The following is a 15982-nucleotide window of genomic DNA, read 5'->3' on the forward strand; positions in this document are numbered from 1 at the left end:
CTCAGCAACCACTCTTCCCCATCAGGCCGGTGTTGTCGCCCTCGACGACGCGGTACTGGCGCTCGATCTGGTTGAGGTTGTCCATCGCTGTCTTGAGCTGCCGCTGGTAGTTCTGCAGCGCCTCCAGCGCGGAGTCGCCGTCGGTGACGGACCGCTCGTTGAACTTCTCCGCCGCCTCGGCGCTGACCGGGTCACCCGCCCACGGCCGCACCCGGAACTCGGTGATCGCGAGCTCGATCTGCTTGTCGAGCTTCGTCAGCGCGGCCGAGAAGGTGCTGCGCAACGCGGGGATCGCCTCCGGTTCCACGTTCAGCTGGTGCTGGACGGGCGGCGAGGAGTCTGCCCCGCTGCGTCCCCCTGGCGGCATGGTGGAACCTCCGGCGGTTGTGCCTACAAGCGCTCCGTCACTCTAACCACCGAAGGTAACGCTGGGGAGTGCGATGGGTGACATCCCCCCGTGTGGGTCAGCGCCGGTGGATCAAACTGGCCATCGCCGCCTCGGCCACCCGCTGGGCTCCGAGGCACAAATGATCTTGTTGTACCGCACCGGAATTGCCTCCGTCGCGGAACATGACGTCGAGGAACTGGCCTTCCGCGACGTCGACCTCGACGGTGCAGACGTCGTCCATCTCGGGTGTGCGGACGGTAACCGCCGTGTAGCCCTCGATCGTGCCGAGCGTGTAGTCCACCTGGGCGTTCTCCGAGAGCCACACGTCGGCCCCGGAGACGAGGACGAGCGCGAGCCGGGCGACGTTGCCGCTCGTCGTGCTGCGGATCGTGCACGCCTTCGCGCCGCCGAAGCTGGTCTCGACGTACGGGCTCGGCGGGTTGTCAAGGCTCAGCGACAGGCGCTGGTCAGGCGTCAGGACGGCGCACGGGTCGACGTCGTTCAGCGGGATCGCCAGTGGCCGGGGTGCGAAGGACGGCCTGGTCACCGTGGTCGTGGGCGCCGGTGCGGGCGTGCCGCTGTCGCCCGAGCTCCGGTCCGGCGGGGTGGTGCACCCGGCCGCGACCACCGCGACGACCGCGCCGGCGAGGAGCGCTCGGTTCCGCATGGCCGGTCACCGTAGCTGCTCTGGGGCGGGGTCCGTGGCCAGCCGGGACCAGAGCATCATGTCTTCGCGCTGATCATCGACGATCGTCTCGCCGCGAAGACGACCCTCAAGGGTGAATCCGCACTTCTCCGCGATCCGCTGCGACGCCTTGTTCGACGTGGCGTGCCGGTAGGCGACCCGGTGCACGCCCAGCCCGCCGAACGCGAACGCGAGCGTCGAGCTCAACGCGGTCGTCAGCACGCCCCTGCCCCGGTGCGCCGGCTGCGTCCAGCAGGTGACCTCGCAGACCCCCATCTGCAGGTCGAGGTCCCTGAGCACCACCCCGGCCAGCACCTCGGCCGTGGTCGCGTCGCACACCGCCCACGAGACGCGCTGCTCGTAGGTCCAGCCGGCGGTCAGGTAGTCGACGAAGATCTCGGCGGCCGCCTCGTTGTGCAGGCCCATCCGCGGCAGGAACCGGCGGGTGTCCTCGTCGGCGAAGGCCTCGACGATCGCGGGGACGTCGTTGATCCGGTCGTCGCGGCGGAACGCCCTCAGGTAGTACTCACCCGCGTTGATCTCCACTGGCTCCACGCGGGTGAGGCTAGTGGGCGCCGGTGAACCCGTCGTGCCGTTCCGCGAGCTCGTCGAGCTCCGGCCGGTGCGCCGAGGCCGGCGTGCCGTCGGGCGCGGTGGTCAGCTCGACCACCCAGTCCACGTCCTCGGCGTCGTCCTCGCCGGCGAGCATGTCCCGGTGCACCCGCGCGGGCGCCCAGCCCTCTTCGAGCAGCTCCTGGGCGAGCTCCTCGGCCTCGTCGCGGTCGGGGAGGATCACCAGCACGGTCGGCGGGATGAGGCCCCGCGTCGCCAGCGCGACCCGCAGCGCCCGCGTGTCCGGCACGTGCACGCCGTCCAACCCGGCCTCGGTCGCCGCCAGCGCGTTCTCGGCCGTGTCGTCGCAGAACACTCCCGTCGGGTACCCGAGCTCGTCGAGCACCCGCCGGTAGACGGCGTGGTCGGGCTTCGCGACCCCCAGCCGCGCCGAGTTGAAGACCGCGTCGAACTCCCCGTCGAGCCCGAGCTGCGCCAGGTCCGCCTCGAGCCGCGTGGTCGCGTTCGACAGCAACGCCACGAAGCACTGCTTCCGCGCGGCCCTGACCAGCTCCAACGCCTCCGGCACGACCTCACCCACGACCGACCAGCGGGCGACCTCGCCCGGCGGGACCCGCGCGGCGATCTCATCCCGCCACTGGGCGTCGGTGATCTCACCCCGGACGGCCCTGCCGAGCAGTTCCGGCTCGAACGCGACGGCCGCGATCTCCGGCGGCGTCGGCGGGAAGACCCGCACCACTCCGTCGAGATCGAGCAACAGCAACGGTTTCAGCGCCGGCGTCCGTTCCACTGGCCCCACAGGAGCGCCACGGCGGGGATGAGCAGCAAGATCAGCGGGTTCTTCACGAGCACGAAGAACGCGATCAGCACCGCGACCCCGACCACCGGCACGACCGCGCCCTCCCACCTGCGCGCGGGCAGGCGGGTCGGCTGGTCGAACATCGGCGTGGGCACCACGAACTGCGGCCGCGGGTCCGGCAGGTCGTAGAACAGCGCGAGCAGCTCACCGCGGGTCTTCGCAGTGGTGATCTTCGCGGACCGCTCGCCGTACTCGTTCACGTCGATGCGGCCGGCGCTCATGTGCTCACCGAGCACCTGCAACGCCTGGCTGCGCTCGGCATCACCGATGCGGATGTCCCGTGACGGGTCGCTCACCCCTCAATCGTAGGTGAGCGCGCGCGGCGTCCGGTCCGAACGCCCGCAGATCACAGTGCCCGCGAGCCCGCTCACCGCCGAGCGAGCCCGCGTCCCCGCCCGGATTCAGTCCTTCAGCTCGCAGATCACGGTCCCCTGCGTGATCGGGTCACCGGGCGCCGCCGCCAGCCCCGTCACCGTTCCCGCCTTGTGCGCCGTCACCGGGTTCTCCATCTTCATGGCCTCCAGCACCACGATCAGGTCCCCGGCCTCGACGGTCTGCCCGTCCTCCACCGCCACCTTCACGATCGTGCCCTGCATCGGCGCCGCCACCGCGTCACCCGACGCCGCAGCCGACTTCCCGCCCGCGCGCTTCGAGGACTTCGCGGGCTTCTTCGAAGCCGAAGCCGCCGGCCGCGCCCCCACCGCCAGATCACCCGGCAGCGACACCTCCAGCCGCCGCCCGCCGACCTCGACCACCACGGTCTGCCGCGGCGTCTCCTCCGAGCCGGCGTCCGCCGCGCCCGTGAACGGCTCGATCCGGTTGTCGAACTCCGTCTCGATCCACCGCGTGTGCACGGTGAACCCCTCCGGCTTCTCGGCGGTGAAGGCCGCGTCGCGCACGATCACGCGGTGGAACGGCAGCACGGTCGCCATGCCGTCCACGACCATCTCGTCGAGCGCGCGCCGGGCCCGTGCCAGGGCCTCCTCGCGGTTCTCGCCGGTGACGACCAGCTTGGCCAGCAACGAGTCGAACTGCCCGCCGATCACCGAGCCGCTCTCGACGCCGGCGTCCACCCGGACACCGGGGCCGGACGGCGCGACGAACGTGGTCACCGTGCCCGGCGCGGGCAGGAAGCCGCGGCCCGCGTCCTCGCCGTTGATCCGGAACTCGATCGAGTGCGCCCGCGGCGCCGGGTCCTCGGTGAACCGCAGCTTCTCGCCCGCGGCGATGCGGAACTGCTCGCGCACCAGGTCGAGGCCCGTGGTCTCCTCCGACACCGGGTGTTCGACCTGCAGGCGGGTGTTGACCTCCAGGAACGAGATCGACCCGTCGAGGCCCACGAGGTACTCGACCGTGCCGGCGCCGTGGTAGCCCGCCTCCAGGCAGATCGCCTTCGCCGACGAGTGGATCGTCGCGCGCTGCTCGTCGGTCAGGAACGGCGCGGGCGCCTCCTCGACGAGCTTCTGGTGGCGGCGCTGCAGGGAGCAGTCGCGGGTGCCGACGACGATCACGTTGCCGTGGGTGTCGGCGAGGACCTGAGCCTCCACGTGGCGCGGCTTGTCCAGGTAGCGCTCGACGAAGCACTCGCCGCGGCCGAACGCCGTCACGGCCTCGCGCACCGCGGAGTCGAACAGTTCGGGAATCTCCTCCACAGTCCGCGCGACCTTCAGGCCACGGCCGCCACCACCGAACGCGGCCTTGATCGCGACCGGCAGCCCGTGCTCGGAGGCGAACGCGATGATCTCGTCGGGGCCGGACACCGGGTCCTTGGTGCCGGGCACCAGCGGCGCGCCGGCGCGCATCGCGATGTGCCGCGCGGTCACCTTGTCGCCGAGGTCGCGGATCGCCTGCGGGGTCGGGCCGACCCAGACCAGTCCCGCGTCGAGCACGGCCTGGGCGAACTCGGCGTTCTCGGACAGGAAGCCGTAGCCGGGGTGCACGGAGTCGGCACCGGACTGCGCGGCGGCGTTCAGCACCTTCTCGATCGACAGGTAGCTCTCGCCAGGGGTGTTGCCGCCCAGTGCGAACGCCTCGTCGGCGAGCCGCACGAACGGCGCGTCGCGGTCGGGATCGGCGTAGACGGCGACGCTCGTCAGTCCGGCGTCCTTGCAGGCGCGGATGACCCGGACGGCGATCTCACCGCGGTTGGCGATGAGGACCTTGCGCAGCGACACGGCGTCGTACCTCCTGCTGGGACCGGCAATTACGGCTCTGGCTGGTGCCGCAGTCTACGGAAATCGGTGAACTCGGAGAGGGAGAGACGGCTCACTTCACAACCATCCTCGGCCCATCGGCCACAATCTGCTCTGTGGGTGCAGCCAGGTCCTCGCAGGTGGTCGCCGCCGCCGCTGCCGTCGTGGTCGTAGCGGGGCTGGTGTTCGCCTATTTCCAGCGCCCGGACCACACCGATTCAGGTCAATCCGGCGACGGCGGAGGAATGCGCTGCGGGACCACCGTCTGCCAATCCATCGTCGGCAGATCGGTCGGCGGCGACATGGTGGAACTGCTCGGCGGCACCGGCGGCGGGCGGATCAGGGTGACCGGCCAGACCGGCACGTTCATCTTCGAGATGACCACCGCGGAGGCGGGCGCGACGATCAACGGCGACTCGCTGCTGTGCCGGGACGCGGCGGTCGGCGTGTGCCTGGTGCGCGGCCCGCACAACAACAAGGTGCTCGGCGAGGTGCTGGTCCGCAAGAACGGCACCTGGTCGCGCATCCAGACGACCTACCTGGCCAGCGCCGCCTACCTGGGGCTGCACGACGTGGACGAGGATGGCGTCGCCGACATCGTCGCCGCGCAGCTCGCGTGCGGAGGGCAGTGCAGGAACGCGTTCGTGCAGGTCTTCAGCGCGCTGGGCCCGGACATCGGCTGCACGCAACCGGCGCCGGCGCGGGAGCAGCTGCCAGGCTGGCCCACACCGGCGCCGAAGTTGTCTCAGCTCCGTCCCTGCGCGAACACTTAGGCGTTCACGAGCTCCTTCTCGGCGGGAGCGCCGTCGTCGATCAGGTTCTCGCTGCGCGCCACCAGCACGGGCACGGTGATCTGCCCGGCCACGTTGGTCGCGGTGCGGATCATGTCCAGGATCGGGTCGATCGCGTAGACCACGGCCACACCGGTCGCGATCACCTGCGGCGGCAGGCCGATCACGCCCAGCGTCAGCGTGAGCATGGTGTACCAGCCGGTCGTGCCCGCCGTGGCGAACGCGCCGAACACGGCCACCGCGACGATGCCGACGTACTGCCACACCGAGAGCTGGATGCCGAAGAGGTTCGCGATGAAGATCGTCGCGACGGCCGGGTAGACCGCGGCGCAGCCGTCCATCTTGGTCGTCGTGCCCAGCGGCACGGCGAAGTTCGCGTACTCCTGCGAGACGCCGAGGTCGGTGGCCGCCTTGCGGGACAACGGGAGCGTGGCGCCGGAGGACCGCGACACGAACGCGAACTGGATCGCCGTCCACGACCTGCGGAAGAACTCGACCGGCGAGACCTTGCCGACGAACTTCAGCAGCACCGGGTAGACGACGAAGAGCACGAGCGCGGTGCCGAGGTAGACCGCGGCGATCAACGAGAACAGCGGACGCACGAACGAGTTGCCGTAGGTCGCGACGGCGTTGCCGATGAGGCCGAAGATGCCGATCGGCGCCAGCAGGATGATCCAGCCGACGACCTTCTGCACGATGTCGAAGAACGAGTGCACCAGGTTCGTGAACGGCGCCGCCTTCTCGCCCAGCGCGTAGGCCGCGAAGCCGACGAGCACCGCGATGAACACGACCTGCAGCACGTCGCCCTCGGTGAAGGCGCTGAAGATGTTCGACGGGATCACGTTGTCGAGCAGCGCGCTCCACGAGCCGGACGCGCGCTTGGCGAGCTTGTCGACGGCGCCGGCGGCGGGTTCGATCTGCACGCCGGTGCCGGGCTTGAGGACCGCGCCGACCGCGAGGCCGATCAGCACGGCGATGAGCGACGTGATGCCGAACCACAGGAACGTCTTGCCGCCGAGGCGCGCGGCGGTGCGGCCGCCGCCGAGACGCCGCAGCGACGCGATGCCGACGACGATCGCGGTGAACACCAGCGGGATGACGGTGAGCTGCAGCAGCTTGGTGAAGTTGCTGCCGATCCAGGCGAGCACGGGCGCGAGCCACGTGCCCTTGCCGAGCCAGCCGGCGAGGGCGCCGAGCACCAGCGCGGCGAGGACGGTGAGGCCGAAGACCTTGGGCTTGCGGTATGTCTGGACGAGCGACATCGGAACATCTCCTGGGCAGGGATGAGCGGAACAGGGCTGGGGGCTAGTGGCCCGTACAGCCCGTGCTCGTCCTGCGTCCGAGGTCGATGGTTCGACGACGCGTCAAAAACTCGTTCACCGCGTACCCCCAACGCGTGCTCCGGGGGCAGTCTTCCCCGATCGGGTGAACTGTGACCAGGGCTACCAGTATGTGGACTGCTCGCCAGTAGTGGCGGGTCAGACCCGCATGATCTTTTGCAGTTGGGTCAGGTGCCGTGGCTGGGCGAGGTGTCGGCGGTGGTGTTGCAGCAGGCGCTGGCGGATCTGAACACCGCGTACCGCAACTTCTTCGCCTCGGTCATGGGCAAGCGCAAGGGCAACCGGCAGGCCATCCGGTTCACCCGCAACGCCCGGTTCGCGGTGCTGGGCAACGGGCGGTTGCGGTTGCCGAAGATCGGTGACCTTGCGTGCGCTGGTCGCGTGAGCTGCCCGCGGAACCGTCCTCGGTGACGATCGTCAAGGACGCGGCCGGCCGGTACTTCGCCTCGTTCGTCGTCACGACGAAGGAGGACGAGGCACTGCCGACCGCCGAGTCCGAGGTCGGCATCGACCTGGGTCTGACGCATTTCGCGGTGCTCCGCACAGCGTGGGGGGAATCTCCGCCCTTTAAGACGGAGAGGATGTCAACAGAGTGTGGACACCGGGAACGCCCACCCGGCCCAGCAGCCGCCGGGTGAGCGGCAGGCTGATGCCGATCACCGACGTGTGGTCGCCGTCGATGCCGTCGACGAACCAGCCGCCCAGCCCGTCGATCGTGAAGCCGCCGGCGACGTGCAACGGCTCACCCGTCGCGAGGTACGCCTCCAGCTCTTCCTCGCTGGGCGTGCCGAACCGCAACGTCGTCGACTCGGCCGCCGACGCCCTGCCGACCACCTCGCCACCGGACACGCGCAGCACGGTGTGGCCGGTGATCAGCACGCCGCTCTTGCCGGCCATCCGCTGCCACCGCTCCCGCGCGACCTCCACCGTGCCCGGCTTGCCGAGCAGTTCGCCGTCGAACAGCAGCATCGAGTCGCACCCGATGACCACGCACTCGTCGTCGTGCTCGACCGCCTCGGCCTTGGCCGCGGACAGCGCGATCACCGTCTCCTCCGGCGTGGGGTCGGTGAGCGACGCGACCAGCGCGTCCTCGTCGACACCGGAGACGCGGACCACGGGCGTGACGCCCGCGGCTTCCAGCACGCTAAGACGGGCGGGGGACTGTGAGGCCAGGATCAGGTGCACGTTCGGAGTCTGTCACGGGCGTGCGGAAGGCAGCGGCCGCGACCAGCCCGACCAGCAGCACCGCGATCAACACCCAGAACGTGACCCGCACCGCCGCGGTGAAGTCGCCGGTCGCCGCCAGCGTGACCTGCAGCACCGCACCCGTCGCCGCGCTGCCCAGCACGTTCCCGAACTGCCGCGAGGTGTTGTAGATGCCCGCACCCGCGCCCAGCAGCGACCGGTCGAGCGTCCTGGTGGAGATGTTCGTCAGCGGCGAGTACACCAGCCCCATGCCGGTGCCGATGGCGACGAGCGCCGGCAGCAGCACCCACTGGTCGCCGTCGTGCAGGAGGAACGTCATCGCGCCGATGCCCGCCACCAGCAACAAAAACCCGCTGATCGGCAGCACCTTGGCGTTGGCCCGGTTCGACCGCTTGCCCGCGTAGATCGCCGTCAGCCCGGACATCGCCGACGCCGGCGCCGTGACCAGCCCCGCCATCAGCGGCGACAGCTTCGGCACGGTCTGCAGGAACAGCACCAGCGCCACGAAGAACGCGGTCACCGTGAACCCGATGGCGATGTTCGCGACATTGCCGAGCGAGAAGTTGCGGTTGCGGAAGATCCGCAACGGCAGCAACGGCTCCGGGTTGCGCTTGGCGTTCTGCCAGAGCACGAACGCGACCAGGAACGCCACACCCGTCCCGATGACCTCGGCGATCGTGATGGGCCCCGCGACCCGCCCCCAGCCGTAGTGCTCGCCGTTCTGGATCCCGAACACCAGCAGGCCGAGCCCCAGGCAGCACAGCACCACACCCAGCACGTCGAACCGGTGCGCCCGGCCCGGCTGCAGGTCAGGCACCCACAGCGCCAGCAGGACCAGCGCCAGCACCCCGATCGGGATGTTGACGAAGAAGATCCACTGCCACCCGAGGTGCGTCACCAGCACCCCGCCCAGCAACGGCCCCGACACCGTGGCCAGCCCCGCCACCGACCCCCACATCCCGAGCGCCGCACCCCGCCGGTCCGCCGGGAAGAGGTGCGTGATGAACGCCATCGTCTGCGGCGTCATGGCCGCGGCACCCAGGCCTTGGAACGCCCGTGCGGCGATGAGCGCCGTGGAACTGCCCGCGAGCCCACACGCCAACGACGCTGCTGTGAAGAGGACCAGCCCGATCAGATAAAGCCGCTTTGGCCCGTATCTGTCACCGAGCCGCCCGGTCATGAGAAGGGGGACCGCGAACGCGAGCAGATAGGCGCTGTTGACCCAGATGATGTCGTTGAGGGACGCGCTGAGCCCCACCTGCATCGAGGGCATGGCAACGTTGACGATCGTGGTGTCGAGCAGAGTCATGAAGAAGCCGACACAAAGGGCGTAGACGGCGCGCCAGTTGGCCCGATCCGCGGATTGCGTAGGACTACTGATGCGCGGTCACCTCCTCCGTCGGCACTCTCAGTGGAGTGAAGCGCTGGGTGCTTGTCCTCACCGAACGCGGTTCCGATCGCGAAGGCAAGCGCAGACGGATCGCCACACTGCTCGTCGCTCTCGGCGGCCTCATTGGATCGTGCGCCGTTGGAGGAGTGCTCGCGAGCGACCCGATCGGCTACGGCGTACCCATCTGGCCGTTCGCCAATCCCGTCGATCGCGCGGAGAACGCGCTGCTGGCCCAGGTGGAGCCGGCGTTGCGGTCGAGGCTGCCGCTCCCCACCGCCAACGCGCAGGTCCTGCGGACGACCGAGTCGTACGGCAGCGTGTTCTGGACGTTGAAGCTGCGGGTGGAGGGGGAGGAGCGCTGCCGGGAGGTGGCGGTGGGGCCGGACGTGAAGAGCCGCCGCGTTCCCTGCTGAACCCTTGACCTCGGTTGGCTCGCCGATCCGCGGCCTGTCGAAGTCCTTCGTCGCCGGTGGCGCGGACCTGGCCTCTCCCTCGCCACCCGATCTTGTCGGACCCTGTGAGTACGTTGAGACGCAGAGGATCCGAACGCAGGGGTACCCCTGCGTCAGCTCGGGGGAGCCGACATGAGCGCCAGACCCACCGACAACGGCCGCTAGGTCCCGTGGATTGACGACTGGGTCCGCCCGGTCGTCCGCCTCCACCCCGCACCGGGCACGGCGACCCGGACCGACAGCCACCTCGGCGGCCCGATGTTGTGGCCGTGCGACGAATCCTGGCCGCTGTGCGACGGCGCGCGGCACGAGTACCCCGTCGATTTCACCGACGAGCAGATCCGCGGCTGGACCCGGTGGTTCGCCGGGGAGCCGCGCGAGAGGCCTGTCCTGACTGCGGTGCCACCCGTGATCGAACTGCAGTGAGCGGACAGCGCCGTGGAGTGTCGGACCCCTGAGCACGGTGCAACGCAGGGGTCCCCCGATCCGGGGAAACCCCTGCGCCAGCCCGCCTCAGCCGGGAAAACCCGACGCCCGCCACGCCCCCGGCCCGTGCTGCAACGGCCTGCGCACCCGCCGGACCGGGTTCGCCCACTCCGACCGCCGCGCCGGCTTCTCCTCCACCGGCACCGCCGCGGCCAACCCCGCGACCACAGCCGTCAACGCCGCCAGCTCGTAGTCGTCCGGCGCGCCCTTGACGACCCGCAGCAGCGGCTGCTCCGAAACCTCCGGCGCGCTCACAGCGGGATGTTCCCGTGCTTCTTGGGCGGCAGCGTCTCCCGCTTGTCCCGCAGCATCGACAACGCGCGCGCGACGTACCCACGCGTGTAAGACGGCGGAATCACCGAGTCGACATAGCCGCGTTCAGCGGCCACGTACGGGTTGCACAGCGTGTCCTCGTACTCCTGCTGCAACTGCGCGCGCAACGCGTCGACGTCCTCGCCGGCAGCAGCGGCCGCGGCGAGGGTTTTGCGGTGCACGATGTTCGCCGCGCCCGACGCGCCCATGACCGCGATCTGCGCCGTGGGCCACGCGAGGTTGATGTCGGCGCCGAGGTGCTTGGAGCCCATGACGTCGTATGCGCCGCCGTACGCCTTGCGCGTGATGACGGTGACGAGCGGGACCGTGGCCTCGGCGTAGGCGTAGATCAGCTTGGCGCCGCGCCGGATGATGCCGTTCCACTCCTGGTCGGTGCCGGGCAGGAAGCCGGGCACGTCCACGAAGGTCAGCACCGGGATGTTGAACGCGTCGCAGGTGCGCACGAACCGCGCGGCCTTCTCGGAGGCGTCGATGTCGAGGCAGCCGGCGAACTGGGTGGGCTGGTTGGCGACGACGCCGACCGAGTGGCCGTCCACGCGGCCGAAGCCGACCAGGATGTTCGGTGCGAACAGGGGCTGGACCTCGAGGAAGTCGCCGTCGTCGAGCACGCGGTTGATGACCTCGTGCATGTCGTACGGCTGGTTCGCCGAGTCGGGGATGAGCGTGTCCAGCGCGCGGTCCTCGTCGGTGATCGAGTCGGAGATCGATCCGGCACCCAGCGTGCCCTCGAAGGCCGGTGCGTCGGACAGGTTGTTCGACGGCAGGTACGACAGCAGTTCCTTGACGTACGCGATCGCGTCTTCCTCGTCGCTGCCGAGGTAGTGCGCGTTGCCGGACTTGGTGTTGTGCGTGCGTCCGCCGCCGAGCTCCTCCATCGTCACGTCCTCGCCGGTGACCGTCTTGATGACGTCCGGGCCGGTGATGAACATGTGCGAGGTCTGGTCGACCATCACCACGAAGTCGGTCAGCGCGGGGGAGTAGACGTGCCCGCCCGCGTTGGAGCCCATGATCAGCGAGATCTGCGGGATCACGCCGGACGCGCGGACGTTGCGGGTGAAGATCTCGCCGTAGAGGCCGAGCGAGACGACGCCCTCCTGGATGCGCGCGCCGCCGCCCTCGTTGATGCCGATGATCGGGCGGCCGGTCTTGATCGCCAGGTCCATGACCTTGACGATCTTCTCGCCGTAGACCTCGCCGAGCGAGCCGCCGAACACCGTGACGTCCTGGGAGAACACGCACACGGGGCGGCCGTCGACGGTGCCGTAGCCGGTCACCACGCCGTCGCCGTACGGGCGGTTGCGCTCCTGCCCGAAGTTCGTGGAGCGGTGCCGCGCCAGTTCGTCCAGCTCGACGAACGAACCGGGGTCGAGCAGGAGGTCGATGCGCTCGCGGGCTGTCTTCTTGCCCTTCGCGTGCTGCTTTTCGACCGCGCGCGCCGAGCCGGCGTGAACCGCCTCGTCGTTGCGCCGGTAGAGGTCAACGAGCTTGCCCGCGGTGGTGTGGACGTCCGGAACATCTGCGGGGACGTTCCCGATCGGCTCGGTCGCACTGCTCATGGGCTCGCAGCCTAACGAGACCATTGCTGAACTGCTCCGTGCAGTTGTCCAGGTCACGGCAACCTGTCGGCAATCTCCGATCGCACGTACTCTCTTCCGTTCCAATAGCCTGGCGCGATGACCACCGCACTCGACGTTGAAGAGCTGCGTTCGCGGCTCGTTGCACCCAACGGCCCGTACGCCGCACTCGACGTCGTGGAGTCCACGGCGTCCACGAACGCCGACCTGGCGGCCGCCGGTGCCGCCGACCGCACCGTGCTGATCGCGCTGGAGCAGACCGCGGGGCAGGGCAGGCGCGGCCGCAGCTGGTCGTCGCCCGCGGGCGGCCTCTACGTCAGCATCCTGTTCCGGCCCGACGTGCCCGCGGAGAAGCTCCCGTGGCTGAACCTGATCGCCGGGCTCGCCCTGGTGCGCGTCGCCCAGTCGGTCGGTGTCGAGGCCTCCCTGAAGTGGCCGAACGACCTGCTGCTCGGCGCGGACGCCGGCAAGGGCGCCGGGATCCTGTCCGAGATCACCGCCGACGGCTCCGTCGTGGTGGGCATCGGCCTGAACGTGGCGAAGCTGCCCGCCGACGTCCAGCCCGCGCCGGGTGGTCTGGCGCCGACGTCGCTGGAGGACCTGGGCGCCGCCGAGCTCGACCGCGGCGAGCTGGCGTTCCGGCTGCTGGTCGAGCTGGCCGGGCTGGAGGGCGTGTGGCGCAAGAACGGCGGCGACGCGGTCGAGTCCGGTGTGCTGGAGGAGTACCAGGAGCACTCGGCGACGATCGGCCGGCAGGTGCGGGTGGAGCTGACCGGCGGCGTGGAGCTCACCGGCGCCGCGTCCCGCGTCGAGTCCGACGGCACCCTGGTCGTGCGGGGGACCGATGGGGTGGACCACGGCGTGTCCGCAGGTGACGTGGTGCATTTGCGCCCGGCGTGATTAGGGTTGGTCCATGGCCTATCCCGACGACCTGCTGAGCTCCGGCGAGCACGTCGTGACCCACAAGCACCCGCACTGGAAGATGCTGTTCTTCCCGGTGTTCTGGCTGCTGGTGGTGGTCGTGCTCGGCAGCTACCTGGCGGGGCTCGTCGGCGACCTGTCGTGGGCCACCATCGCGTGGGGCGTGCTGGCCGTCGTCAGCCTGGCGCTGGTCGTCGGGCTGACGGTCGTGCCGCTGGCCCGGTGGCGGACGACCCACCTCGTCATCACCACGGACCGCGTGATCTACCGCGAGGGCGTGGTCAAGCGCACAGGCCTCGACATCCCTTTGACCCGTGTGCACAGCGTCCGTTTCGAGCAGAGTTTCGCCGACCGCATGTTGGGCTGCGGCACTCTGATCATCGAGTCGGCATCCGACGCGCCGATTCCGATCGACGACGTGCCGTCCGTGGAGAAGGTGCACACGTTGCTGTACCGCGAGATGAACGACAACCCGGAAGACGACTTCCAGCAGAGGACCGTCGATGGGCGCGCGTGAGGCCGGCCTGCCCGACGTGGTCCGGTCGGGCTCGTTGCCGTCCGCGGTGACGATCTGGGAGGTCGGCGCGCGCGACGGCCTGCAGAACGAGTCGGCGGTCGTGCCGGTCTCGGTGAAGCTGGAGTTCCTGTCCCGCCTGGCTTCCGCCGGTCTCTCCGTTCTGGAGGCGACGTCCTTCGTGCACCCCAGGTGGGTGCCGCAGCTGGCCGACGCGGCCGAGCTGCTGGACGGCCTCGAACGGCGGCCCGGCGTCTCCTACCCGGTGCTGGTGCCGAACGAGCGCGGCCTGGACCGCGCGCTGGAGGCCGGTGTCACGGACATCGCGATCTTCGCCTCGGCCACGGAGACCTTCGCGTCGCGCAACCTGAACCGCACGCTGGACTCGCAGTTCGAGATGTTCGAGCCGACGGTTTCCCGGGCCCTGGCAGCAGGTCTGCGGGTGCGCGGGTACGTGTCGATGTGCTTCGGCGACCCGTGGGAGGGCGCGGTCCCGCGCGCCCAGGTCGTGGCCGTCGGCGAACGGCTGCTGGAGATGGGCTGCTGGCAGCTCTCGCTGGGCGACACGATCGGCGTGGCCACGCCGGGCCAGGTCGAGTCGCTGCTGGAGGGCTTCCGCGACGTCTCCTCGCTGGCCGTGCACTTCCACGACACCTACGGCCAGGCGCTGTCGAACACGCTGGCCGCGTTGCGGTGCGGCGTGACGACCGTGGACTCGTCGGCCGGCGGGCTGGGCGGCTGCCCGTACGCCGAGTCGGCGACCGGCAACCTCGCGACCGAGGACCTGGTGTGGATGCTGGACGGGCTGGGCGTCGAGACCGGGGTGGACCTGGACGCGCTGGTCGAGACGTCGGTGTGGATGGCGGAGCAGCTGGGCCGGCCGAGCCCGTCGCGGGTCGTGCGGGCGCTGGCGAAATGACGGCATGACGGCATGACGGCGGGCGCGGGTCAGCCGCGCCCGTCCTCACCCGCGCGTGCCGAACATCCCCGTCGACTCGAACTGGTAGACCACCTCGTCGCCGCGCCGTGCGGTCCCGCGCATCTCGACGAGCCCCAGCCCCGGCCGGCTCTTCGACAACCGCGCGCTGAGCACCTCGACCTCGAACGCCAGCCGGTCGCCGGCGAACACCGGCGCCAGCCAGCGCAGCTCCCGCACGCCCGGTGAGCCCTGCCCGGTGGAGCCGGACAGCACCGCGTCGACGTAGACGCGCATCCACAGCGAGGCCGTGTACCAGCCGGAGGCGGACAGCCCGCCGAAGATCGAGTCCCGACCGGCGTCCTCGTCCAGGTGGAACGGCTGCGGGTCGAAGCGGCGGGCGAAGTCGACCATCTCGTCCCGGTCGACGACCAGCTCTCCGAGCGGGATGATTCGGCCTGCCGGCAGATCCTCGAAGGCGATCACGTCGTTGATCGTACGTAACTGAAGTCGTCGGGAACCGATCTACCGGCAACGGCGTCCAACAGCCCGAGCCCAGGGCTATGCGTGTGAGGGGGACTCGGTGGACGACCACCGTGCGCAGGTCGAGGAGTTGCTGGCCGACTACCGGCGCAGCCGCGAGCAGCTGGCGTCCGTCCAGCGGGAGCTGGCGGCCGTGGCCGGGCAGGCCAGCAGTCCGGACGGGACTGTCACGGCGGTCGTCGGTGGGCGGGGGGAGCTCACGGCGCTGCAACTGTCCGAAGTGGCGTACCGGCGGCATCGGCCGGAGCAGCTGGCGGAGCTGATCGTGCGGACGGTGGCCGCGGCCGCCGCGCAGGCCGCCGAAGGGACGTACCAGGCGTTGAGCGCTGTGCTGCCCGCCGCCACGGACCCGGCCGCGCTGGTCGCCGGGACCGCCGACCTCAGGCCCGACGAGTACGAGCCGGTGGTGGCCCAGCAGCCCGCGCGTCGTCGCGTTGACGACGACGAGGACAACGAGCAGCGCGAGAGCTGGCTCGACTCCGAGCTCATCAACAGGAGGGCGCGATGACCGGGTACAACGCCGATCTGGAACGGCTCGACGCCGGTGCCGGTGAGCTGCGCGGCTGCGCGACGCAGGCCGGGGAGATCGCGGGTGCGCTGGAGAAGGCGCTGGCGGGGTTCGGTGCCTGCTGGGGTGACGACGCGGCCGGGATGAGCTTCGCCTCCTCGCACGAGAGGCCCTCCGGTGACACGGCCGGTGCGCTGGCCTCGCTGTCGACCACGCTCGGTGACATCGGCGACAAGCTCGCCAAGACCGCGGAGACGTACCGGCACGTCGAGGAGAGCAACGCGACCGCGATGAGAAGGTTGGACGGCTGA

Annotated in this window: 20 protein-coding genes; 8 read left to right on the forward strand and 12 right to left on the reverse strand. The window is 70.2% G+C overall.

The window, feature by feature from the left end; all coding sequences use genetic code 11:
* Position 1: 1 nt before the first annotated feature.
* From BBK82_RS18870 to BBK82_RS18895, 6 genes are all read right to left on the reverse strand, one after another.
* On the reverse strand, positions 2-367 hold the full coding sequence (locus BBK82_RS18870) for a transcriptional regulator (protein ID WP_065916178.1): 366 nt from the start codon (positions 365-367) through the stop codon (positions 2-4).
* Positions 368-464: 97 nt separating this feature from the next.
* Entirely contained in the window at positions 465-1055 is a 591-nt protein-coding gene (locus BBK82_RS18875) for a DUF3558 domain-containing protein (RefSeq protein WP_065916179.1), read from the reverse strand.
* 6 nt (positions 1056-1061) lie between these two features.
* Positions 1062-1628, reverse strand: coding sequence for a GNAT family N-acetyltransferase (locus BBK82_RS18880; RefSeq protein WP_083268032.1), 567 nt, complete (start codon positions 1626-1628; stop codon positions 1062-1064).
* Positions 1629-1638: 10 nt separating this feature from the next.
* Positions 1639-2436, reverse strand: coding sequence for an HAD family hydrolase (locus BBK82_RS48930; protein ID WP_170067934.1), 798 nt, complete (start codon positions 2434-2436; stop codon positions 1639-1641).
* A complete protein-coding gene (locus BBK82_RS18890) occupies positions 2415-2801 on the reverse strand; it encodes a DUF1707 SHOCT-like domain-containing protein (RefSeq protein WP_065916181.1) in 387 nt (128 codons plus the stop codon). Before BBK82_RS18890 ends, BBK82_RS48930 begins: the two co-directional genes overlap by 22 nt.
* Positions 2802-2906: 105 nt before the next feature.
* Positions 2907-4679 carry an acetyl/propionyl/methylcrotonyl-CoA carboxylase subunit alpha gene (locus tag BBK82_RS18895; protein ID WP_083268034.1) on the reverse strand — a complete coding sequence of 591 codons (1773 nt, stop codon included), beginning with the start codon at positions 4677-4679 and terminating at the stop codon, positions 2907-2909.
* Positions 4680-4813: 134 nt separating this feature from the next.
* Here BBK82_RS18895 and BBK82_RS18900 point away from each other — a divergent pair, with 134 nt between their 5' ends.
* Complete coding sequence (locus tag BBK82_RS18900) at positions 4814-5470, forward strand: hypothetical protein (protein WP_154697382.1); 657 nt, start codon at positions 4814-4816, stop codon at positions 5468-5470.
* On the opposite strand, the gene BBK82_RS18905 is transcribed toward BBK82_RS18900, so the two are convergent.
* Complete coding sequence (locus BBK82_RS18905; protein WP_065916184.1) at positions 5467-6750, reverse strand: dicarboxylate/amino acid:cation symporter; 1284 nt, start codon at positions 6748-6750, stop codon at positions 5467-5469. The genes BBK82_RS18900 and BBK82_RS18905 overlap by 4 nt on opposite strands.
* Before the next feature lie 240 nt (positions 6751-6990).
* Here BBK82_RS18905 and BBK82_RS52730 point away from each other — a divergent pair, with 240 nt between their 5' ends.
* Positions 6991-7239 carry a hypothetical protein gene (locus BBK82_RS52730; RefSeq protein WP_218920631.1) on the forward strand — a complete coding sequence of 83 codons (249 nt, stop codon included), beginning with the start codon at positions 6991-6993 and terminating at the stop codon, positions 7237-7239.
* 156 nt (positions 7240-7395) lie between these two features.
* Here the strand turns inward: BBK82_RS52730 and BBK82_RS18915 are convergent, their stop codons facing one another.
* Positions 7396-8013, reverse strand: a complete 618-nt coding sequence (locus BBK82_RS18915; protein ID WP_065916185.1) for a Maf family protein — start codon at positions 8011-8013, stop codon at positions 7396-7398.
* On the reverse strand, positions 7973-9343 hold the full coding sequence (locus BBK82_RS18920; RefSeq protein ID WP_065916186.1) for an MFS transporter: 1371 nt from the start codon (positions 9341-9343) through the stop codon (positions 7973-7975). Before BBK82_RS18920 ends, BBK82_RS18915 begins: the two co-directional genes overlap by 41 nt.
* Positions 9344-9450: 107 nt before the next feature.
* Between BBK82_RS18920 and BBK82_RS18925 the strand changes: the two genes are divergently transcribed.
* A complete protein-coding gene (locus tag BBK82_RS18925; protein ID WP_065916187.1) occupies positions 9451-9837 on the forward strand; it encodes a hypothetical protein in 387 nt (128 codons plus the stop codon).
* Between the two features lie 552 nt (positions 9838-10389).
* Here BBK82_RS18925 and BBK82_RS18930 read toward each other — a convergent pair.
* Positions 10390-10617 (reverse strand): acyl-CoA carboxylase subunit epsilon, encoded by a 228-nt coding sequence (locus BBK82_RS18930; protein WP_065916188.1) that lies wholly within the window; start codon positions 10615-10617, stop codon positions 10390-10392.
* On the reverse strand, positions 10614-12251 hold the full coding sequence (locus BBK82_RS18935) for an acyl-CoA carboxylase subunit beta (protein ID WP_065916189.1): 1638 nt from the start codon (positions 12249-12251) through the stop codon (positions 10614-10616). The genes BBK82_RS18930 and BBK82_RS18935 overlap by 4 nt, the downstream gene beginning before the upstream one ends.
* A 117-nt stretch (positions 12252-12368) precedes the next feature.
* Between BBK82_RS18935 and BBK82_RS18940 the strand changes: the two genes are divergently transcribed.
* Genes BBK82_RS18940 through BBK82_RS18950 form a run of 3 tightly spaced genes read left to right on the forward strand, consistent with a single transcriptional unit; the run spans position 12369 to position 14623 of the window.
* Positions 12369-13169, forward strand: coding sequence for a biotin--[acetyl-CoA-carboxylase] ligase (locus tag BBK82_RS18940; protein WP_065916190.1), 801 nt, complete (start codon positions 12369-12371; stop codon positions 13167-13169).
* 13 nt (positions 13170-13182) lie between these two features.
* Positions 13183-13707, forward strand: coding sequence for a PH domain-containing protein (locus BBK82_RS18945; protein ID WP_065916191.1), 525 nt, complete (start codon positions 13183-13185; stop codon positions 13705-13707).
* Entirely contained in the window at positions 13694-14623 is a 930-nt protein-coding gene (locus BBK82_RS18950; RefSeq protein WP_065916192.1) for a hydroxymethylglutaryl-CoA lyase, read from the forward strand. The genes BBK82_RS18945 and BBK82_RS18950 overlap by 14 nt, the downstream gene beginning before the upstream one ends.
* A 45-nt stretch (positions 14624-14668) precedes the next feature.
* Here BBK82_RS18950 and BBK82_RS18955 read toward each other — a convergent pair whose 3' ends face one another.
* Complete coding sequence (locus BBK82_RS18955; protein WP_237048258.1) at positions 14669-15106, reverse strand: MaoC family dehydratase; 438 nt, start codon at positions 15104-15106, stop codon at positions 14669-14671.
* Positions 15107-15203: 97 nt separating this feature from the next.
* Here BBK82_RS18955 and BBK82_RS18960 point away from each other — a divergent pair, with 97 nt between their 5' ends.
* The gene (locus tag BBK82_RS18960) at positions 15204-15671 is read left to right on the forward strand and encodes a YbaB/EbfC family nucleoid-associated protein (protein WP_065916194.1); all 468 of its coding nucleotides are present in this window, start codon (positions 15204-15206) and stop codon (positions 15669-15671) included.
* A complete protein-coding gene (locus BBK82_RS18965; RefSeq protein WP_065916195.1) occupies positions 15668-15982 on the forward strand; it encodes a WXG100 family type VII secretion target in 315 nt (104 codons plus the stop codon). The genes BBK82_RS18960 and BBK82_RS18965 overlap by 4 nt, the downstream gene beginning before the upstream one ends.

The organism is Lentzea guizhouensis (assembly GCF_001701025.1).
Taxonomy (GTDB): Bacteria; Actinomycetota; Actinomycetes; order Mycobacteriales; family Pseudonocardiaceae; genus Lentzea; species Lentzea guizhouensis.